This window comes from Streptomyces sp. NPDC085481 (genome assembly GCF_044541845.1).
Lineage (GTDB): Bacteria > Actinomycetota > Actinomycetes > Streptomycetales > Streptomycetaceae > Streptomyces.
Genome location: NZ_JBITTJ010000018.1, coordinates 111,121 through 131,449, shown reverse-complemented (window position 1 = coordinate 131,449; position 20,329 = coordinate 111,121). Strand labels below are relative to the sequence as shown.

Here is a 20,329-nt window from a genome sequence, read left to right as displayed (position 1 = left end):
CACAGATTCAGCACAGATAAGGACCGCGCCGATGGCTGACGCCCAGGACAGGGAACGCGTGAAGGAAGAGCTCTACGCCCTCGACATCTCCGGTGTCGAGTGGCAGGGGGCGCCGGGGACCAGTCCGGACGAGGAGCGGGTGGAGATCGCGTACCTGCCGGGTGGCGGGGTCGCGATGCGGTCCTCGCTCGACAAGGAGACGGTGCTCCGCTACACCAAGGCCGAGTGGGACGCGTTCGTCCTCGGGGCGCGCGACGGCGAGTTCGATCTGAAGTAGCCGCGCGCCGACGGCATGCGCGAGGGGGTGGCCCGTAGGGAACGGGCCACCCCCTCAGCGTCGATGACGAGGTCTCACATCATCATGCGGAAGCGCGCCGCGTTGCCCTTGTCGGTGTCGCGGTAGCCGACGACCGACTCGTCGAGGAGACGGGCGATACGCGCCAGGTCCTGGTTCATGGCCGCCATGTCCTTGGTCAGGCGGTCCTGGCTCTCGCGGTACGCGGTCTTCGCCTCACCGTCCCAGTTGTTGGCGACGCGGTTGACCTCGGTCATGAGGTCTTCCAGCTTCTGGTGCAGCTGCTTGGAGGTCAGGCGGACGTCACCCGCCGCCTGGGTCACGGTGTCGTAATTGACCGCAGTGGACATGCTCGTGGCTCCTGGAGTGAGAGATACGCAGACGACTACTTTGAGTGCGTGGAGTGTGGCGTGGCTCAGGCCATGCCCAGGATGGCGCTCTGGCCGGCCGTGGTGTCGTCCATCTTGCGGAAGGACCGGATGCGCTCCTCCTCCTCCTGCGTGAAGCCGTCGGCGCTCATGCGCATGACCTCTTCGAGCTTGACGAGCTCGACGCGCATGTTGCGCAGACGCTGGTTCAGGTCGGTCTGAACCCGGTCGTACTCCTTGCTGGCAGCGCCCTGCCAGCCCGCCTGGATGCGGTCCACGACGCCGTTGAGCGAGGTGATGCGAGCCTGGAGCTCGTCGTGGAAGTCCTGGATCCGGCCGGCGAGCTTGACTTGCTCGGAGCTGGTTACGTTCAGGTCGTTAGTCGACATCTTGCCCCTTCTTCCTTCGGTGGCCACGACGTTCAGGCCGTCGGGCCTTCCGATCGCGATGCGGACGGGTATCTCTTGATGCCGCCCCCGTGTCGGGGTCGCACTAGCGTGCCCCCGACCGTCACTCTAGCCATTGGGGACGACAGTTCCAACTGCAAAGGACGCACCGGATACTTGGCTCATCGGGCCGGCCTCCTGCGACGGCTGTCGCGGATCACGGCGGCGCTGCCGGCGACGACAGCCACCAGCACCGCACCTATCCCCAACGCGTAGGTGGCGAGCCGTTCGGAGCGCTCCTGGGGAGTCTCCGACATCGCCATGTGGGCCGGTTCGGGTGCCTGCGGTTTCGGCGGGCCCGGGTCCGGTGTGGGAGTGCTCAGCGGTTCGGGTCCGTCGGCGAGTGCCCTTACGGGATCGACGACTCCCCAACCCACGTGATTGTCACGGCTGTTGACGGAACGGATCGCGGTCTGCTCGATCCTGGTGGCGATCTGCGCCGGGGTCCAGTCCTTGTGCTTGGCGCGCAGCAGGGCCGCGATGCCGGCGACGTACGGAGCGGAGAAGCTGGTCCCGTTGTCGACGCACTGGCCACCGCCCGGGACGGTGGAGACGACGTCCACGCCGGGGGCGGCGACCCCGACGAAGGTGCCGGACTGGGAGAAGGCGGCGCGTTCGTTGTTGCGGTCGGAGGAGGCGACTGCGAGCACCCCGGGGAAGGCCGCGGGGTAGGTGTTCTTGAGTTTGCCGTCCATGCCGTCGTTGCCCGCGGAGGCGACGACCACCACGTTCGCCTTCAGGGCCCGGGCCACGGCCTTGGCCATGGCGGAGTCGGGCCCGAGGGGCTGGGTGGTGTCCTGGGAGATGTTGATGACGTGGGCACCCTTGGACACCGCGTAGTCGATGGCCTGGGCCATCGTGTCGGACTTGCCGCTGTTCTTCTCGTCGTTCTGCCGGATCGGGATGATGGTCGCCTCGGGCGCGAGCCCGACGAAGCCGGTGCCCTGGCGGGGGCGGGCGGCGATGATGCCGGCGACCTTGGTGCCGTGGCCGACCTCGTCGACCGTGCCGTCGGTCTTGCCGCGCTGGTCGTCGCCGATTCCGGGGTTGTTCTTGTCGGGCTTCAGGTAGTCCTTGCCCGCCTTGGCGTCGACCGCGGGCTTGAGCTGCGGGTTGACGTCGTCGACCCCGGTGTCGATGACGGCGACCCGGACGCCCTTGCCCTTGGTGTCCTGCCACAGCTCGTCGAGCAACACCCGCTGGAGCGCCCAGGGGATGCCCTCGATCTGCTTCTTCATCGGGAAGGTGCACTCGCCGCTGCCGTCGAGGCCGTCGACGCCCCCGTCGCGCGGTGCGGTCGCGGCGTACGCGGCGGGCGGGGCGGTCAGCAGGGCCGTGAGGGTCGTCGCGGCGAGCAGGGCCGCCGTACGGTACGTCGTCACCCGTGCCACCCCCTCACGAACCCTGCGGCTGGCGCGCGCTGTTGGTGTCGAGGCGCGGGCCCTTGGACAGGAACTCCGACCACTCCAGCGGAACGAGCGCCGGGGTGACCTTCTCGTAGCCCAGACGCTTCTGCGCGTCGGAAGGTTCCGGGCGTCCGTCGGTCGGCTTCTGGTCCCCCGTGCCGATGTCCGAGCGGCCGGAGTCGCTGTCCCCGTTGGCCTGGACCGCGTAGCGCAGTCCGGTGTCGGTGACGAGGAAGAGCGAGCCGTCGGGCTGGGACTGGCTGCCCTGGAACTGGGTGTAGAGCAGTCCGGTTCCGGGGGTGACGTACGTGCTGGTGCCGCCGGCCGTGATGTCGGCGGGGTACTTCGTGCCGGCCCAGGTCGACAGGGTCGTGGCGCCCTTCTCACCGACCCGCTCGAGGACCGAGCAGAGGGTGTCGCGGGCGCCGGGGACGCCGATGGAGTTGATCTGGCCGGACTTCAGCTCCGGCCAGCGGCGGTCGGCGGCGAAGGCGGTGGTGTCCGGGCTGAGGGAGGCCGCGTCGACGGCGGGCGCCTGGCCGGCCATGTCGAGGGGGTTGGTCTGCGGGGAGTTGATGAGCAGCCAGGCGGTGAAGGCGGAGACGGGCTGCACCTTGCCCTCCAGCACGACGTAGTGCTGGGGGCCGGAGCCGGTCTGGGCGAGCAGCACCATGCCGACCTTGTCCTGGGCCTGGGTGAGGCCGCCGTCGACGTGGGCGTCGGCCCCGACCGTGCCGGGGATCTGCGGGAAGTCGACCGGGGTGCCGGTGTGCAGGGTGGCCAGCCAGTCGTCGGTGACCTGCTGCGGCTGCTTGTTGATCCCGAACAGTGCCGTGGTCAGGCCCTTGGCCTGCTCGTTGACCCGGTACTTGGTCCCCGTGTGGTCGATCAGGTACTGGGCGCTGTCCTTCTGGCCCTTCACGTACAGGATCTGGCCGGGCTTCAGCTTGCTGCTGTTCTCGGTGCGGCCGAGGTCGCGCTTGGCGAAGAGGAAGGTGGCCTTCTGCACGGTGCCGCCGTTGCCGCCGCCGGGCTGCTCGCACACGGCCCAGCGCTTGGCGGTGCCCGCGTCGTCGGCGCCGGGGAGGCGGTCGGGGGCGTACGGGATGCCGAGGATCGGGCCGCGCGGCGGCTTGCCCTCGTCCAGCGTCTCGTCGTCGACCTGGATGACCTTGAAGTCGTCGGGGTTGAGCAGCAGCCGGGCGGAGGCCAGGTTGAGCACCGGGTGGAGCAGGGTCTTCTTGTCCTTGCCCTTGCCGGTGGTGAGCACCACGTAGCGGGTGGTCGACTGCTTGCCGACGATCACCTTGGTGCCGGGCTTGTCCCAGTCCTTGGGGGCCTTGGGGTCGAACATGCCCCAGGCGCCGAAGCCGGCGAGCACGAGCGCGCCGATGATCATGCCGGGGATCACCGCGCGCAGCGGCTTGGGCGCCCCCTCCTCCGTACCCGAGGGAGAGGGTTGGAGGAATTGCGCGACCGTGCGCTTCTTCGCAAAGGTGTACGCGTTGAGCTCGTCCCGCCGTGATGCCATGAGTCCCCATTTTCGTCAGGCGCAGTCTTCGCTCGGGTGTCCGGGGAGCATGGCGCCCGGGCCCCGGCTGTCGGACCGGCCCCCTACTATGCCTGCTGTCCGCCGGTGCTTGTGGGGCGGGTAGGGTGATCCAGCCGCCAAAGGCCTGGCGGGCCAGGGTGATCGGGACGAATTGAGGGGGATTCTCCATCATGGCTTCCGCGACGCGGACGCGACCCGCTGCCGCCGCGTCTTCTTCCGCACCCCCCGTATCCCCTTCCGTGGGGACCGGTTCGCCGGTTCCGTCCTCGGTGTCACCTCGACTCCAGGCACGCCCGGGACACTTCGGTGCGTTCCGATTGCAACAACTCGTCCTGGTCGAGGTCGCGGCGGCGCTGCTGCTCGTCGCCTGGGTCGTCGACGCGCTGATGCTGGTCCCCGCGGGTGTGGTCGCGGCGCTGCTCGTCCTTCTCGCGGTGGTGCGCCGGCACCGGCGTTCCCTGCCGGAGTGGCTCGCCACCTTCTTCGCGCTGCGGGCGCGGAGCCGCAAGGCCGCCTCGGCGACCCTGCCGGAGGGCACCGAGCCGGGGCTCGCGCCGGTCGTCGAGTGCGACCCGGCGCTGCGGACGTACGCGTACAGCGACCGTGACAGGCGCCCGGTCGGGATGATCGGCGACGGCACCTTCCTCACCACGGTGGTACGGGTCGAGTCCGAGGCCTCCGCGCTGCGCCCCGAGCGTTCCGCGCGGCCGCTGCCGGTCGGTCTGGTCCGCGACGTGCTGTCGGTCGACGGCATCCGCCTGGAGTCCGCGCAGATCGTGCAGCACACGCAGCCGGCGCCCGCGCCGCACCTGCCCGCGCAGTCGATGGCCGCCCGCAACTACGGCCCGCTGCAGGCACAGACGGGTTCGCCCGCGCTCCGCATCACCTGGATCGCGCTCAAGCTCGACCCCGAACTGTGCCCCGAGGCGGTGGAGGCGCGCGGCGGCGGCCTGGAGGGCGCGCAGAAGTGCGTCGTACGGGCGGCGGACCAGCTGGCGAGCCGGCTGGCCGGTGCGGGGTTCCGGGCGACGGTCCTCACCGAGCAGGAGCTGACCTCCGCGCTCGCCACCTCGACCTGCGCGAGTCCGATGGCGATAGCGCAGGCGGGCCGCGGGCAGGCGCAGGCACGGCGGACCCAGGAGACGGCACGGACCTGGCGGGTCGACGACCGGCGCCACACGACGTACTGGGTGGGGCGCTGGCCCCAGCTGGGCGGCGCGGGCGGCGCCGGGGCCTCGATGCCGCAGCTGGTGGCGCTGCTGACCTCACTGCCCGCGCTCGCGACGACGTTCAGTCTGACGCTGAGCGGCGGTGACCGTCAGGAGGTGACGGTCACCGGACATGTACGGATCACCGGGCGCAGCGACGAGGAGCTGGTGGCGGCCCGGCACGAACTGGAGCGCGCGGCACGCGGCGTGAAGACCGGTCTGGTGCGGCTCGACCGCGAACAGGTGCCGGGCATGCTGGCGACGCTGCCGCTGGGGGGTGCGCGCTGATGGCTTCTTCGGCGATGGGGCCCGCGACGGGCGGGGTTTCCGGGGGCGTTCAGACCGGGACGGCGCAGACCGGGGCGGCGGGGGCTGCCGGTGCGGGCTCGGTGCCGGGCGGGATGTCCGCTGGGATGCCGGGTGCGATGTCTTCCGGCGTGTCGGGCGGCCTGCCCGCGGGTGCGCCGTCGCGGCGCGGCGGCGGGACCGGTGCGCGCGGCCATCGGCGTACGGGGCGGGGCGGCAAGGCCCGGTTCGGCTTCGGGCTCATCGGGCCGCGCCGCGACCGGCACTCCGTACCCGTCGACCAACTCGGCGCGCTCGCACTGCCGGTGGGCGACGACGGCATGGTCATCGGCGTGGATGCCGAGGGCCGGCCCGCGGTGCTCGGCATCAACCGGCCGAGCCCGTACGACGTCACGCTCATCGGCGGTCTGTGGACCGCGCAGGTCCTGGCCCTGCGGGCGGCCGCGACCGGTGCCCGTATCGCGGTCGAGACCGGCCGCGCGCAGGCATGGACGGCGCTCGCCCAGGCGGCGGGCGGCGGTCAGCCCTGCATCACCCTGCACGACGTGGGCCGCGTGCCGCCGCAGGGCGCGTCCGCGGGCAGCCCGGTGGTCGTGATCCGCGACTGCGGCATGCGGCCGCCGCGCGGCCGGGTCGTGTCCGGGCCCTGGCAGTCGGTCGTGACGCTCCTCCCCTATCTGAGCCCGGTGGCCCCGCGCCTCCTGGAGAAGTCCTCGCTCGTCGGCGTCCAGCGGGTGTCGCCCGACGAGGCCGCGCAGATCGGCCGCATCATGGGGCTGCAGCGCTCGGAGTCGGAGGCCCTGTCGACGCTGGCCGACGGGGTGACGCTGTGGTGCACGCCGAACGACCGGCAGTTCGTGATGACGCAGGCCACGGACGCCGAGACCGGATTGTTGGGCAGCGCGCGGCGGATGGACTGAGCGCGCGACACTAGATCAGAACTGTCCGTATTTGTACGGATTTTAAACACCGGCTGTTTCACTCTCCGGTGTGCGCAGGTCACTTGGGGGCCGAGCGTGAGCCGAACGTGAGCTGCGCTACGGGCAGCGGCGGGCCGTCGGCCCTGCCCGGCGGACACGGTTGGCGTTTAGGGTGGGAAGGGCCCGCCCACGACGGCACGAGGGTGCGCGACCACACCAGGAGGCAAAGTGAACGGCGATCGGGACGACATCAACGGGGGTTGGAACCCGCCCGTCGACGATCAGTCCGACGCAGACGCCGCCGAGATGACCGGTGAGTTCACCATCGACTACACCCCGCCGGCCTGGTACACCCAGAACGCGTCGGGCAGTACGACGGGGAGCGCGCCCACGCCGCCCCCGCCGACCGGCGCGCCGGTCGCGGTGCCGCCCGGCCCTCCGGCGAGCGGTGGCTACGAGTCGAGCTGGACGCCGCCGCCGGTCGCGCCCGTTGCTCCGGTCCCGCCTGTCGTCCCGGTCGCTCCTGCTCCTCCTGTCGCGCCTGCTCCTCCGTTCGCGCCGGGTCCGGTCGCTCCGGGTGCCGCCGCCCCGGCGGCTCCGGCGCCCGTCGCTCCGGCGCCTGCCGCACCGGCACCCGCGCCCGCCCCGGCCCCCGTCGCTCCTGGTCCTGTCGCCCCCGCGCCCTTCGGTGGCGGGGACATCGAGAGCGGCGCCACCATGCGCTTCTCCCCCGCCGCGCTGAAGCGCGAGATGGCGGAGCTCGCGGCGGAGAAGGCCGCGCCGGAGAACGAGCCCGCGACGGCCACCGAGGCCGGGTCGCCGGACGCCGCCCCCGCGCCCCTGGACACGAGCGGGGCGAACCCCGTGCCCGCGCCGGACGGTGACCAGGCGGCGGACGCCGACCTGCCGTCCGCGCCGCCCGCGCTCCCCGCCCCGGTCGACTTCACGACGGCGCCGGAGACGGCCGACCCCGACGCCTCGGCCGCCGAGGCCACCAACCTGGCTGACGCGCCCGGCGCACCGGAGGACCGGCGCCCGGCCGGCGCCGAGACCGACGCTCCCGCCGCCGACCCGGGTGCGGCGGAGGCGGAGTCCGACGACGCCGCCGACACGCCTGCCGCCGACGAGGCCGGCGAAGCCGGCGCCGGCGCGGTCTCCGGCGATGCCACGGACTCCGTGGACGACGTCGCCCCGGTCTCCCCCGCCTCGGCCCGGACCGAGGCTGCCGAGCCTCAGGACGCCGTTCCCGCGGCGCTGCCGCCCGCCGGGCCCGCCCCCGCGTTTCCCGCGCCCCCGGCCGCGCCCGTGCCGCCGCAGGCGACCGGACTGCCGCCGCTGCCGCCGTCGTTCCAGCCCGCGACGCCCGCGCCCGCGCCGCAGTGGCCCGCGCCCACCGGCGACCAGCCGGTGCCGCCGGCCGCGCCGCTGCCCGCCGCCGCCTCCTGGCCGGCGCCTGGGGTGCCGGGCCAGCCCCAGCCGCCGCAGGCGGGTTACGGCTTCCCGCACCCGGGACAGCCGCACGACGCCCAGCCCGGACCCGTGCCGGCGCAGGCACCGCTGCCGCCGCAGGCGGGTTACGGCTTCCCGCACCCGGGGCAGCCGCAGAGCCCCCAGGCCCAGCCCGTACCCCCGCAGGCGCCCCAGCCCCCGCCGGGCTACGGCTTCCCGCAGCCCGGCCACCAGGCGCCCGTCCCCGGGCAGCCACAGCCCGCGCAGGGCGGCTACGGCTTCCCTCAGCCGCCCCAGGGCGGTTACGGCTTCCCGCACCCGGGACAGCCGCAGGACGCCCCGGCCGCGCCCGTACCCCCGCAGGCGCCCCAGGCTCCGCAGCCCCCACAGCAGGACGGCTACGGCATCCCGCAGCCCGGCGGCACGCCGCCCGGGCCGGTCGACCCGCGGACCGGGGCCGCGTGGCCCACGGCCGTGACGCACGACCAGCGGGAGCGGTCCGTACCGGGCGCCCCGCTCGGGTACAACGCGGCCGTCGAGCTCTCCTCCGACCGGCTGCTCCGGAACAACAAGCAGAAGGCCAAGTCCAGCCGGACCCCCGGCACCTCGGCCCGGTTCAAGCTGGGTGGCAAGAAGGAGGAGGCGGAGCGGCAGCGGAAGCTGGAGCTGATCCGTACGCCGGTGCTCTCCTGTTACCGGATCGCGGTCATCTCCCTCAAGGGCGGCGTCGGCAAGACCACCACGACCACCGCCCTCGGCGCGACCCTCGCGACGGAGCGGCAGGACAAGATCCTGGCGATCGACGCCAACCCGGACGCCGGCACGCTCGGCCGTCGCGTGCGCCGCGAGACCGGGGCGACCATCCGCGACCTGGTGCAGGCGATCCCGTACCTCAACTCGTACATGGACATCCGCCGCTTCACCTCGCAGGCGCCGTCCGGTCTGGAGATCCTCGCCAACGACGTGGACCCTGCCGTCTCGACGACCTTCAACGACGAGGACTACCGGCGGGCGATCGACGTCCTGGGCAAGCAGTACCCGATCATCCTGACCGACTCCGGCACCGGTCTGCTCTACAGCGCGATGCGCGGGGTGCTCGACCTGGCCGATCAGCTGATCATCATCTCCACGCCGTCCGTGGACGGCGCCTCCAGTGCCTCGACGACGCTCGACTGGCTGTCCGCGCACGGGTACGCGGAGCTGGTGCAGCGCTCGATCACGGTGATCTCGGGGGTCCGCGAGACCGGAAAGATGATCAAGGTCGAGGACATCGTGCAGCACTTCCAGACGCGCTGCCGCGGTGTGGTCGTGGTGCCCTTCGACGAGCACCTGGCGGCCGGCGCCGAGGTCGACCTCGACATGATGCGGCCCAAGACCCGTGAGGCGTACTTCCACCTCTCGGCGATGGTGGCCGAGGACTTCGTACGGGCACAGCAGGCGCAGGGGCTGTGGACCGCCGAGGGCCAGGGCGCGCTGCCCCCGCACATGGCGCCGCCGATGCCGGGCCAGCCGATGCCCGGACAGCCGATGCCCGGCCAGCCCATGCCCGGACAGCCCATGCCGGGCCAGCCCACCCCCGGGCAGCCGTACCCGCCGCAGCAGCCCGCGCCGGGGCAGCCGTATCCGCCCCAGCCGCCCGCGCCCGGACAGCCGTACCCCCAGCAGGGTCAGCCCTACCCGTACCCGCAGCAGCCGGCGCCGGGTCAGCCGTACGGAGCACCGCCCGCACCCGGACAGCCGTACGGAGCGCAGCCCGGCCAGCCCGGGATGCCGCAGGGCTGGCAGCAGCCGCCGGCGCAGCCGCTCCCGCCCCAGGCCGATCCTCAGGCGCAGGGTCAGGGCCAGGTCCCGCCGCCCAACTGGCCTCAGCAGCAGCCTCCGCAGGCTCCGCCAGCCCCTCAGCAGTAGGGCGTCACAGGAGTAGACCAATGAGGCCCCGTACCGGTGTTCCGGTACGGGGCCTCTCGGCATTCCCGCAGTCCACAAGGGGTTTGAGACATCGTTGACGACGGCAGATCACCGCTGATAAACCTTCGCTTCACCCATCGTCAGCCCAAGATCCACGGCAGATCCCCCGACGCGAGGTCACGTCCCATGGTCATGGTCACGAAGGCTCCACCCCGTCCGGTCCCCGCCCGCAGAACCCCCGGCGGCGGCGCCGGCCGGGCCGTCCGTCTGCTGCTCGCCACCGGCGTCGTCGCCGCCTCGCTCGTGGCCGTCCCGCAGCCCGCCCGGGCGGAGGACGGCAAGTCCGGCGGCACGACGCTCACCGTCGCCGTCTCGCAGAGCGTCGACTCGCTCTCGCCGTTCCTCGCCCAGAAGCTCGTCTCCACCAGCATCCACCGGCTGGCCTACGAGTACCTGACCAACTACGACGCGAAGGACGCCCACGCGATCCCGGGCTTCGCGACCGCGTGGAAGTCCTCGCCGGACAAGCTGACCTGGACCTACACGATCCGGAGAGACTCGAAGTGGTCCGACGGGCAGCCGGCCACCGCCGAGGACGCCGCCTGGACCTTCACCAAGATGATGACCGACCCGAACGCGGCCACCGCCAACGGCAGCTTCACGGCCAACTTCAAGAAGGTCAGCGCGCCCGATCCGCAGACCCTCGTCATCGAGCTGAAGAAGCCGCAGGCGACGATGACGGCGCTCGACGTGCCGATCGTCCCCAAGCACGTCTGGGAGAAGGTCGCGGACTTCTCCAAGTTCAACAACGACCGGCAGTTCCCGATCGTCGGCAACGGCCCGTTCGTCATCACGGACTTCAAGGTCGACCAGTACATCAAGCTCAAGCCCAACAAGAACTTCTGGCGCGGGGCGCCCAAGTTCGACGAGCTGGTCTTCAAGTACTACAAGGACGGTGACGCGGCCGTCGCCGCCCTCCAGAAGGGCGAGGTGTCCTTCGTACCGAACCTGACGCCCGCCCAGGCCGCCGCGCTGAAGACCCAGAAGGACATCAAGGTCAACGACGCTCCCGGCCGCCGCTTCTACGCGCTCGCCACCAATCCGGGCGCCCGCGCCCAGGACGGCAAGTCCTTCGGCAACGGCCACAAGGCCCTGCTCGACCCCGAGGTGCGCAAGGCGCTCTTCCTCGCGGTGGACCGCACCACCCTGGTGGACAAGGTCTTCCAGGGCCACGCCGTCGAGGGCGAGGGCTACATCCCGCCCCGCTTCGGCTCGTACTTCTGGCAGCCGGCCGCCGCGCAGAAGCGCGCGTACGACCCCACGAAGGCCGAGCGGATCCTGGACGCCGCCGGGTACCGCAAGAACGGCGAGGGCAGGCGGGTCGGCAAGGACGGCAAGCCGCTCGACTTCCGCATCCTGTGCCACGCCACCGACCCCAACGACAAGGCCTCGGCCAAGTACCTCCAGGAGTGGTGGGGCAAGATCGGCATCGGCCTGAAGGTCGAGTGCCTGGACAGCGTCTCCGACCCGTGGGTGAAGGGCGACTACGACCTCGCCTTCGACGGCTGGTCGGTCAACCCCGACCCGGACTACGTGCTGTCGATCCACACCTGCGGTGCGCTGCCCGCGACGCCGAAGGACTCCGGCGCCACCGACAACTTCATCTGCGACCCGCAGTTCGACGGGCTCTACGCCCAGCAGGCCGTCGAGTACGACGACGCCAAGCGGACCACACTGGTCAAGCAGATGCAGTCGCGGCTGTACGACACCGGGTACATGAACGTCATCGCGTACCCGAACGCCCTGGAGGCCTACCGCACCGACCAGATCCGCTCCATCACCACCATGCCCGAGGCGGCGGGCAACCTCTGGGGCCAGGACGGCTACTGGAGCTGGTGGTCGGCCGTGCCCGCCGCGCAGGCCTCGGACGGGACGTCCGACGGCGGCTCGTCCACCGGGGTGGTCGTCGGGATCGGCGCGGCCGTCGTGCTCGTCGTCGGCGCCGGCGTCTTCCTCGGGCTGCGCCGCCGCTCCACCGCAGACGACCGCGAGTAGCCGGTGACGAGCGCGAGCACTCCCGCCTCCGTGGCGCGGACCGGCACGGTCCGCGCCACGGAAGGCGGCGCACCACGAACGGGTACGGCCCTGGCGTATCTGCGGCACGCGGCGGGGAAGGTGGGCGGCGCGGCCGTCTCGCTCCTCGCCGTCCTCGTCACCAGCTTCTTCCTCTTCCGGATCATCCCCGGCGACCCCGTCAAGGCGATGACCCACGGCATGCCGACCTCGGCCGAGCAACTCGCCACGCTTCGACGGCAGTTCGGACTCGACCTGCCGCTGTGGCAGCAGTTCACCGACTACTGCGCCAAGGCGCTGAGCGGCGACCTCGGCACGTCCTTCCAGTTCCGCGCGCCGGTCGGCGAGCTCATCGCGCAGAAGCTGCCCGCGACCCTGCTGCTCACCGGCACGGCCGTGGTGATCTACTCGGCGCTCGGGCTGTGGCTCGGCACCCGATCCGCCTGGCGGCACGGCAGCCTCGGCGACAGGCTCAACACGGGCGTGGCGCTGACCCTGTGGTCGGTGCCGTCGTTCTGGCTCGGGCTGCTGCTGATCATCGTGTTCTCGGTCGGCATGGGCCCGGTCCCGGGGCTGTTCCCGACCGGCGGCATGGAGTCCGGCACCGGGGAGACCGGCTTCGGGTACGTCCTCGACGTCGCCCACCACATGGTGCTTCCGGTACTCACCCTGGTCGCCGTGGGCTACGCCCAGACGCTCCTCGTGATGCGCTCCTCGCTGCTCGACGAGATGGGGGGCGACTACCTGACCACGGCCCGGGCGAAGGGGCTGCGCGACGACGTCGTACGGCGCCGGCACGCCGTACCGAACGCGCTGCTGCCCACGGTGACGATGGTCTTCATCAACCTGGGCCACGTGGCGGCCGGTTCGATCCTGGTGGAGACGGTGTTCTCCTGGCCGGGACTCGGCGGGCTGTTCTACCAGGCGCTCAGCGTGCCCGATCTGCCGCTGGTGCAGGGCCTGTTCGTGGTGTTCGCCGGGGCGATGATCGTGATGAACCTGATCGCCGACCTGCTCTATCCGCTGCTCGACCCCCGGGTGGGCCGATGACCGTATCGACGACCTCTCTCGTCTGGGAGCGCAGGCGCGGCAGCGTCGCCCGCTTCTGGAAGCAGTACCGCACCCACCGGGCCGGGCTCTACGGCCTGCTCGGACTCGCCCTGATCGCCCTGCTCGCCCTCGCCGCGCCGCTGATCGTCGGCGCCGACGTGCAGTCCGTGACCGACGCCCCCGGCACCGCGCTCGAAGCGCCGAGTGCCGAGTTCCCGCTGGGGACCGACCAGTTCGGCCGCTCGCTGCTCGGTCTGCTGATCTGGGGCGCGCGGATCTCGCTCCTGGTCGGGCTCCTGGCCGCGACCCTCTCCGTCGCCATCGGCACCCTCGTCGGGATCGTCGCGGGACACTACGGCGGCTGGTTCTCCACCGTCGTCATGCGGATCACCGACTGGTTCCTGGTGATGCCGACGCTGGTCCTCGCGATCGTGCTCGCGACCGTGATGTCCCGGTCGATGTGGACGGTGGTCCTCGCGATCGGCGTGACCAGCTGGCCGACGACGGCCCGGCTCGTACGGGCGCAGACGATCGCGGTCGAGTCCCGCCCTTACATCGAGCGGGCCACGGCGCTCGGCGGCGGGCACCGGCACGTCATGACCCGGCACGTGCTGCCGAACGTGATGCCGCTGGTGCTCGCCCAGACCACGCTCGGCATCTCCACGGCCATCCTCACCGAGGCGACGCTGGCCTTCCTCGGTCTCGGTGACCCGACCGTGGTCTCCTGGGGCGGGATGCTCCAGGACGCCCGGGAGGCGGGCGCGGTCTCGTCCGGCCACTGGTGGTACCTGGCGCCGCCCGGCATCGCCATCGCGCTCGTCGCGCTCGCCTTCACGCTGTGCGGGCGCGCCATCGAGTCCGTACTCAACCCGAAGCTGGGGGTGGCGCGGTGAGCCTGCTGGAAGTACGGGACCTGAGCGTGACCTACGGCTCCGGGGCGGCCGCCGTCCCGGCCGTGCGGGGCGTGGACCTCGCCCTGCCCGCCGGGCAGAAGCTGGGGATCGCGGGCGAGTCCGGGTGCGGGAAGTCGACGATGGCGCTCGCGCTGCTCCGGCTGCTGCCCGCGTCGGCCCGGATGACCGGCGAGATCCTGCTCGACGGGGAGGACGTCCTCGCCATGAAGTGGGGGCGCCTGCGGGCGGTGCGCTGGGCCGGGGCGTCGATCGTCTTCCAGGGCGCGATGCACTCGCTGAACGCGGTACGGCGGATCGGCGACCAGATCGCCGAGCCGCTGCTCGTCCACGGCCGGGCCACCCCGGCGGCGGCCCGAAGGCGGGCCGGTGAGCTCCTGGAGCACGTGGGCCTGCCGGCCGCGCGGGCCGCGGCCTATCCGCACGAGCTGTCCGGTGGGCAGCGGCAGCGCGTGATGATCGCGATGGCGCTCGCCTGCGATCCGCGGCTGATCGTGGCGGACGAGCCGACGACCGCCCTCGACGTGATGATCCAGGCGCAGATCCTGCGGCTGATCGAGCGGCTCGTCGCCGAGCAGGACATCGGCCTGCTGATGATCAGCCACGACCTGGCCGTGCTCGCCGACACCTGCGACCGGCTCGCGGTGATGTACGCGGGGCGTGTGGTCGAAGAGGGTCCGGCGAAGGCGGTGTACGAGGCCGCCGCGCACCCCTACGGGCGGGCGCTGTCCTCGGCGTTCCCCCGCATCGGCGACCCGGCCTCCCGACGGGCACCGCGCGGCCTGCCGGGCGACCCGCCGGACCCGGCCGACCTGCCGGCCGGCTGCACCTTCCACCCGCGCTGCCCCGTGGCGGTGGAGCATTGCGCGGAGCAGGACCAGGAACTGCGGGACGCGGGCGCGGGGCGCCGGGCGGCCTGCGTACACGTCGGGAGCACGCCATGAACGCCTCAGCGCCACTCCTCTCCGCGGAGGGCCTGCGGGTGGTGTTCCCCGGCCGCCGCGGCGCCCAGGCCGCGCGGGCGGTGGACGGGGTGGACCTGGACATCGGCGCGGGCGAGATCGTGGCCCTGGTCGGCGAGTCCGGCTGCGGCAAGACCACGCTCGCCCGCTCGCTGCTCGGACTGGTCCGGCCGAGCGCCGGCGCGGTGCGGTTCGCGGGGGCGCCGCTCGGATACTCCGCCAAGGCCCTCAAGGCGTACCGGAAGCGGGCCCAGCTGGTCCTGCAGGACCCGAGCGGCTCGCTGAACCCGCGGCACACGGTGTACGACGCGGTGGCGGAAGGCCTGCGCATCCACGGGTACGCGGGCGACGAGCGGGCGGCCGTGGCACAGGCGCTGTCCCGGGCGGGGCTGCGGCCACCGGAGCGGTTCTTCCTGCGCTATCCGCACGAGCTGTCCGGCGGGCAGCGGCAGCGCGTGGTCATCGCGGGCGCGCTCGTCCTGGAGCCCGAGCTGATCGTCGCGGACGAGCCGGTGGCCTCGCTCGACGCCTCGGTGCGGGGCGAGATCCTGGCGCTGCTGCTGCGGCTGCGCGACGAGCTGGGTCTCTCGGCGCTCGTCGTGACGCACGACCTGGGGCTCGCGTGGAACATCGCGGACCGGGTGGCGGTCATGTACCTGGGCCGGATCGTGGAGACCGGCCCGGTGGAGTCCGTCCTGACCGACCCTCAGCACCCGTACACACAGGCGCTGTTGTCGGTGCTCCCGGAGTCCGGGGGCGACCCGGTGGTGCTGACCGGCGAACCCCCGGACCCGGCGCGCATCCCGTCCGGCTGCCGCTTCCACGTCCGCTGCCAGGTGCTCGCCTCGGGCACGGCCGCCGAGGTCGCGGACCGCTGCCGCGCCGAGGACCTGCCGGTCCTGGGCGGCGGCGCGGACCGCGCGGCGGCCTGCCACTGGGCGGTCAGGGCTTAGGGCCCTCCGGCCATGATCCGCCGGACAGACCCTGGGGCGGTCCGGCGGGTCAGGGCTCAGGCGCGGTCGTACGCCTCGGTGAGCTCGCGGCACTGCTTGACGTCGTCGGCCATCGCCGTGAGCAGGTCGTCGAGGGTGTCGAACTTGAGCATGCCGCGCACGTAGGCGAGGAAGTCGACCGCCACGTGCAGGCCGTAGAGGTCCAGGCCCACGCGGTCGATCGCGTACGCCTCGACGGTCCGCTCCGTGCCGTCGAACTGCGGGTTGGTGCCCACCGAGATCGCGGCGGGCATCCGCTCGCCGGCGGCGGTCAGCCAGCCCGCGTAGACGCCGTCGGCCGGGATCGCGGTGTGCGGCAGGGTCTCGACGTTGGCCGTCGGGAAGCCCAGCTCGCGGCCGCGCTGGGCGCCGCGCACGACGATGCCCTCGACGCGGTGCGGGCGGCCCAGGATCTCGGCGGCGCCCGCCATGTCGCCCTCGGCGACGAGCCGTCGGGTGAGCGTCGAGGAGAACGGCTCCCCGCCGCCCGCGGCGCCGCGCACCCGCAGGTCGATGACCTCGACCTCGTAGTCGTAGGTGGCGCCGAGCTCGGTGAGGAAGGCGACGTTGCCGGCGGCCCGGTGGCCGAAGCGGAAGTTCGGGCCCTCGATGACGCACCTGGCGTGCAGCTTGTCGACGAGGACCTTCACGATGAAGTCCGCCGGGGACAGCTGCGAGAACTCGGCCGTGAACGGCAGGATCAGCACCGCGTCCACGCCGAGCTCGGCCATGAGCTCGGCCCGCCGGTGGTGCGGGGCGAGCAGCGGCGGGTGGCTGCCGGGGCGGACGACCTCGGAGGGGTGCGGGTCGAAGGTGACGACGACCGAGGGGACGCCGAGCTCGCGGGCGCGCTCCACGGCCCGGCCGATGATCAGCTGGTGCCCGCGGTGCACCCCGTCGTAGGAGCCGATGGTGACGACGCTGCGCCCCCAGTCCTGGGGGATGTCCTCCAAGCCACGCCAGCGCTGCACTGTGACCGCTCCTCGTCCGCCTGTACCCATGTCCGCGTGTACGCCTGTTGGCGCAGGTCTAAGACTGCCATGAGCGTGCCGCTGCGTCGGCATCGGCATGGGGATCACACAGTTCCGTACGGTGCGGGCGGCCGCCGGACCGAGGAGCGCGGCCCACCCGGACGGGTCCTCGCCCAGCCAGCCGGCCAGCCGGGCGGCGAAGCCGGGGACCTCGCGGGCGAGGGCGACGAGCCACTGGTCGAAGCGGGTGGCGCCCTCGGGGGTGCGGACGAGAAGCCGCCCGGTCCGCTGCACCAGGGCCCGGCTGCCGGGACCGCCGTCGGCGGCGGTGCGAAGGAGGGCGGCCACGACGGGCTCCTCCGGCCCGCCGTCCCGGAGCACGCCGAGCAGGACGTCGAGGAGCTCCGCGCGCAGGAAGCGGGAGGCGCCGGTGCCGGGAGCAGCGAGAACCGGGGCGAGGGCGGTGCGGAGGGCGGTGTGCGGGCCCGTGAGGAGGCGGACGGCCAGGGGGTGGAGGACGCAGCGGACCTCCGGCCCTTCCTCGAGGCGCCGGTCGACGAAGGCGGCGACGAGCGGCGCGCCCTCGGGGTGCCGCTCGGCGTAGTCGGCGACCAGGGCGGCGGCGCGGCGCGCCAGGCGGGGCGCGGGGACCTCGGCGAGGATCCGCAGGACGGCCGCCGGCTCGGCATGGAGCCGGACGCGGAGGGCGTCGAGCACGGGCTCGGGATCGGTGGCGAGCCCGGCGGCGAGGGCGTCGACGGGCACGCCCGGGTCGGTGACGGCGCGGGGCAGGTGCCGGGCGCGCGCGTCGGGGTCCTGGAGGAGCAGGCCGAGGGCCGGGCCGTGTAGCGCGAGGTCCGCGGGCCGGGCGAGCAGGGCGAGGGCCGCGAAGCGCAGGGTGCTGCGGTCGGCCCTGGTCGTGACGTGCGGGGCGACCAGCTGCCCGTACGCCGCTGCCGCCGCCCGCCGGTCCGGGCGGCCGTCGTCGTGCGCCCACCGGTCGACGGCCCGGCAGAGGGCCGCGGGCTCGTCCTCGGCGAGCGCGGCGAGCAGCCCCTCGGCGAGCGGGTGGGCGGTGGCGACGAGCGCCTCGCACAGGTCGTCGACGGCGAGCGCGCGGCGGCTGTGCAGCAGCGCCTGCGCGGCGGTGCCGACGGTGGCACCGGGCGCGGCCGCCAGCTCCCGCTCGTCCCCGAACCACCGGCACAGCAACGGCTGTACGCCCCGCGGGTCGGCCGCCAGGCACGCGGCGACGACTTCGAGGAACCGGGGCGCGCCGCCGGTCCCGCCGGGCGCGGGGTCGGCGGGCACGAGCCGGCGCAGCAGGTCCAACCGCTCCCCCTCCGGTACGCGAAGCCCGCGCCAGAACCCCGCGTCGAACCCGGGGAAGGCGTCCTGCGCGCCCGGCCGGTCGCCGAGGTGATCGGCGAGCCTGCGCAGGACCGGCAGATACGGCCTGAGGTCCCGGATCCCGCTCAGGGCACCGGCCAGGAGCCGGGAGGCCCACCAGACGCCTCCGGCGGCTGTGCCCGCGCCCCCGCCCGTGTCCGACTCCGTGTCCGGCTCCGTGTCCGGCTCCGTGTCCGGCTCCGATTCCGCACCCGCATCCGCGAAGCCCGCCAGCGCGTCCGCCAGGGACATCAGCCGTGGCGAGAGCCCGGCGGGGCCCTGGTCCCGGTGGAGGTGGTGCAGGGCCTGGAGCACCGGGCCGATGCGGTGGCGCGGGACCGGCAGCGCGGACGGGCGGTGGATCAGGGAGTCAAGGGCGCGGTCGATGTCGAGGTGGGCGCCCTGGAGCCAGTCGGCGAGCTCCTCGTGGGCGAAGCGGTAGCCGCCGCCCGCCGGGACGAGCAGCGCCTCGGTGAGGACGGCGGAGGCCCAGCCCGGCCGCCAGGGGAACAGCTCCTCGAAGGACTCCCGGTCCAGCTCCCCCTGCCCGGGGCCGAGGCAGCGACGGGCGGCCTCGTGGACCTGGGCGCTGACCCGCGCGGCGAGGCGGCGTACGGCGGTGCCCCGCTCGACCGGGCGGGCGGCCGCGGCGATCCGCACCGCGATGCGCAGGCACATCAGGTCCAGGTACGCCCCGAAGATCTCGTCCCGCCCGGGCCTGCCCGGCGTCCCGTCCGGCGTCGCCGCCCGCACCTCGCCGAGGAGCCGCAGGGCCAGCGGGTGCCGGGCGTCCTCCGGTGCGATGCCGTCGTCGGGGATGCCGTGCTTCCGCCGCGCCTCGCGGGCCTCCTCCTCCGTGAGCCCGCCCAGGACGACGGTCCTCGGCTCCGTGCCGTACAGGCGTCCCGCCTGCTCCCAGTGCTCGGGCCGGCAGGCGGTCACCAGGCGGACGCCGTGGGCCGTGAGCCACTCCTCGGTGGCGGCTGTCCAGGGGGCGAGGCGGTGGGCGAGGAGCGGGGGCATCTCCTCGGGGGCGTCGAGCAGGACCAGGAGGGGGCGGTCGGCGGCGCGGGCGAGGGCTGCGGCGTGCTCCGGGCTCACGGTGGCGGGGTCGCCCGGGGTACCGGAGGCGGCGGCGATGCGGCCGGCCCGGTGCAGGGCGCGGCCGACGGCGTCGGCGAGGGAGCGGTCGTCGGAGCGCAGGTCGGCGCCGCGCAGCCAGACGGTGGGCGCGGGCGCGTGACCGCCGGCGCGGCGGGCGGCGAGGCCCGCGAGGGCGGTGCTGCGGCCGGTGCCCGGGGCGCCGACGACGGCGAGGACGAGCGCGTCGGGGTCGTCCTGGAGCCGTGCGGCGGGCAGGTCCTCGCGCGAGCCGGTGGTGGTGGCGGTCAGCTCGAGGACGCCGGCCAGGTTGAGGTCCTGGCCGTAGGCGGGGACGGTGGCGGCGTTACGGCGCAGGAGGGCGGCGAGCGGGCCGACGGGCCGGATCGGCAGGGCGTGTCCCGCGGCGCGCCGGTCGCCGTGCAGGGCGGTGCCGAGGACGGCGAGGACGGCGCCGGTGGCGGGGTCGAGCACGGGGCCTCCGGCGGCCGGTCCGCCGTGCAGGGCCTCTGCGCCCTCGGTGCCGATGGCGAGTTCCAGGGCGGGTCCCGCGGTGCCACCGAGGACCCGCGCCTCGCGCCAGCCGTGGGCGGCGATCCGTACGTACGTGCCGGGCTCGATGCCCTGCCGGGTCGCGAGGGGCAGTGGCCGCCCGGTCAGGCCCTCGGTGCGGACGAGCGCGAGCCCGCTCTCGGGCAGCGGGGTGATGTCGGCGGCGGTGGCACGCCAGCTCCGGCCCTCGGGGGTGTGCAGCAGCAGCCCCGTGTGTCCCTCGACCACTTCATGGCCGGTGAGCACCGTGCCCCGGTGGTCGGCGAGGAATCCGGTGCCGCGCGGCCGGCCGGTCGGATCCTCGATCCGTACCAGCGTCGCCAGGTCCCCGCTCCCCATGGGTCGACGGTAGGCGGCTGGTGATCACCGGGAGAAGCACCTGAGACGAAAGCGCCCCCTCTCGCTCCCCCCGTTCGCTCCGAGCGCCTGCCCGAAGGGGTGAATGGGCGCTCGCCGGTGGGACAGACACT

General features: G+C 73.5%; 14 protein-coding genes and 1 pseudogene. 9 read left to right on the top strand and 6 right to left on the bottom strand.

Translation table 11 applies throughout. The annotated features are described in order from the left end of the window. Nucleotides 1-31 precede the first annotated feature (31 nt). Nucleotides 32-277: a DUF397 domain-containing protein gene (locus tag ACIGEZ_RS30590; protein WP_361177472.1), complete on the top strand. Its 246-nt coding sequence runs from the start codon at nt 32-34 to the stop codon at nt 275-277. Between the two features lie 74 nt (nt 278-351). Here ACIGEZ_RS30590 and ACIGEZ_RS30585 read toward each other — a convergent pair whose 3' ends face one another. From ACIGEZ_RS30585 to eccB, 4 genes are all read right to left on the bottom strand, one after another. Next, nucleotides 352-645 carry a WXG100 family type VII secretion target gene (locus tag ACIGEZ_RS30585; protein ID WP_399837478.1) on the bottom strand — a complete coding sequence of 98 codons (294 nt, stop codon included), beginning with the start codon at nt 643-645 and terminating at the stop codon, nt 352-354. Between the two features lie 65 nt (nt 646-710). Continuing rightward, the gene (locus ACIGEZ_RS30580; RefSeq protein ID WP_399837475.1) at nt 711-1,052 is read right to left on the bottom strand and encodes a WXG100 family type VII secretion target; all 342 of its coding nucleotides are present in this window, start codon (nt 1,050-1,052) and stop codon (nt 711-713) included. A 179-nt stretch (nt 1,053-1,231) separates the two neighbouring features. Then, the gene (gene mycP / locus ACIGEZ_RS30575; RefSeq protein ID WP_399837472.1) at nt 1,232-2,491 is read right to left on the bottom strand and encodes a type VII secretion-associated serine protease mycosin; all 1,260 of its coding nucleotides are present in this window, start codon (nt 2,489-2,491) and stop codon (nt 1,232-1,234) included. A 13-nt stretch (nt 2,492-2,504) separates the two neighbouring features. Beyond that, on the bottom strand, nt 2,505-4,046 hold the full coding sequence (gene eccB, locus ACIGEZ_RS30570) for a type VII secretion protein EccB (RefSeq protein WP_399837469.1): 1,542 nt from the start codon (nt 4,044-4,046) through the stop codon (nt 2,505-2,507). A 191-nt stretch (nt 4,047-4,237) separates the two neighbouring features. Between eccB and eccE the strand changes: the two genes are divergently transcribed. The 8 genes from eccE (at nt 4,238) to ACIGEZ_RS30530 (ending at nt 15,807) form a co-directional block, all read left to right on the top strand. Next, nucleotides 4,238-5,563: a type VII secretion protein EccE gene (gene eccE, locus ACIGEZ_RS30565; protein ID WP_399837465.1), complete on the top strand. Its 1,326-nt coding sequence runs from the start codon at nt 4,238-4,240 to the stop codon at nt 5,561-5,563. A 137-nt stretch (nt 5,564-5,700) separates the two neighbouring features. Continuing rightward, entirely contained in the window at nt 5,701-6,501 is an 801-nt protein-coding gene (locus ACIGEZ_RS30560; RefSeq protein ID WP_399837462.1) for a hypothetical protein, read from the top strand. Nucleotides 6,502-6,729: 228 nt separating this feature from the next. Next, complete coding sequence (locus ACIGEZ_RS30555; RefSeq protein WP_399837459.1) at nt 6,730-9,858, top strand: SCO5717 family growth-regulating ATPase; 3,129 nt, start codon at nt 6,730-6,732, stop codon at nt 9,856-9,858. Between the two features lie 192 nt (nt 9,859-10,050). Further along, nucleotides 10,051-11,913 (top strand): ABC transporter substrate-binding protein, encoded by a 1,863-nt coding sequence (locus ACIGEZ_RS30550; RefSeq protein ID WP_399837533.1) that lies wholly within the window; start codon nt 10,051-10,053, stop codon nt 11,911-11,913. 3 nt (nt 11,914-11,916) lie between these two features. Next, the gene (locus ACIGEZ_RS30545; protein WP_399837456.1) at nt 11,917-12,981 is read left to right on the top strand and encodes an ABC transporter permease; all 1,065 of its coding nucleotides are present in this window, start codon (nt 11,917-11,919) and stop codon (nt 12,979-12,981) included. Beyond that, nucleotides 12,978-13,874 carry an ABC transporter permease gene (locus tag ACIGEZ_RS30540; RefSeq protein WP_399837452.1) on the top strand — a complete coding sequence of 299 codons (897 nt, stop codon included), beginning with the start codon at nt 12,978-12,980 and terminating at the stop codon, nt 13,872-13,874. The genes ACIGEZ_RS30545 and ACIGEZ_RS30540 overlap by 4 nt, the downstream gene beginning before the upstream one ends. Further along, the gene (locus tag ACIGEZ_RS30535; protein ID WP_399837449.1) at nt 13,871-14,836 is read left to right on the top strand and encodes an ABC transporter ATP-binding protein; all 966 of its coding nucleotides are present in this window, start codon (nt 13,871-13,873) and stop codon (nt 14,834-14,836) included. The genes ACIGEZ_RS30540 and ACIGEZ_RS30535 overlap by 4 nt, the downstream gene beginning before the upstream one ends. Continuing rightward, nucleotides 14,833-15,807: an oligopeptide/dipeptide ABC transporter ATP-binding protein gene (locus ACIGEZ_RS30530; RefSeq protein ID WP_399837445.1), complete on the top strand. Its 975-nt coding sequence runs from the start codon at nt 14,833-14,835 to the stop codon at nt 15,805-15,807. The genes ACIGEZ_RS30535 and ACIGEZ_RS30530 overlap by 4 nt, the downstream gene beginning before the upstream one ends. 56 nt (nt 15,808-15,863) lie before the next feature. Here ACIGEZ_RS30530 and ACIGEZ_RS30525 read toward each other — a convergent pair whose 3' ends face one another. Further along, on the bottom strand, nt 15,864-16,817 hold the full coding sequence (locus ACIGEZ_RS30525) for a bifunctional riboflavin kinase/FAD synthetase (protein ID WP_399837530.1): 954 nt from the start codon (nt 16,815-16,817) through the stop codon (nt 15,864-15,866). Between the two features lie 51 nt (nt 16,818-16,868). Then, nucleotides 16,869-20,198, bottom strand: a pseudogene (locus tag ACIGEZ_RS30520) (trypsin-like peptidase domain-containing protein); the annotation flags it as partial. Nucleotides 20,199-20,329: the final 131 nt, after the last annotated feature.

Coding starts and splice junctions, on each gene's coding strand:
- ACIGEZ_RS30590 (WP_361177472.1), top strand. CDS start 32: ATGGCTGACGCCCAGGACAGGGAACGCGTGAAGGAAGAGCTCTACGCC.
- ACIGEZ_RS30585 (WP_399837478.1), bottom strand. CDS start 645: ATGTCCACTGCGGTCAATTACGACACCGTGACCCAGGCGGCGGGTGAC.
- ACIGEZ_RS30580 (WP_399837475.1), bottom strand. CDS start 1,052: ATGTCGACTAACGACCTGAACGTAACCAGCTCCGAGCAAGTCAAGCTC.
- eccB (WP_399837469.1), bottom strand. CDS start 4,046: ATGGCATCACGGCGGGACGAGCTCAACGCGTACACCTTTGCGAAGAAG.
- eccE (WP_399837465.1), top strand. CDS start 4,238: ATGGCTTCCGCGACGCGGACGCGACCCGCTGCCGCCGCGTCTTCTTCC.
- ACIGEZ_RS30560 (WP_399837462.1), top strand. CDS start 5,701: ATGTCTTCCGGCGTGTCGGGCGGCCTGCCCGCGGGTGCGCCGTCGCGG.
- ACIGEZ_RS30550 (WP_399837533.1), top strand. CDS start 10,051: ATGGTCACGAAGGCTCCACCCCGTCCGGTCCCCGCCCGCAGAACCCCC.
- ACIGEZ_RS30540 (WP_399837452.1), top strand. CDS start 12,978: ATGACCGTATCGACGACCTCTCTCGTCTGGGAGCGCAGGCGCGGCAGC.
- ACIGEZ_RS30530 (WP_399837445.1), top strand. CDS start 14,833: ATGAACGCCTCAGCGCCACTCCTCTCCGCGGAGGGCCTGCGGGTGGTG.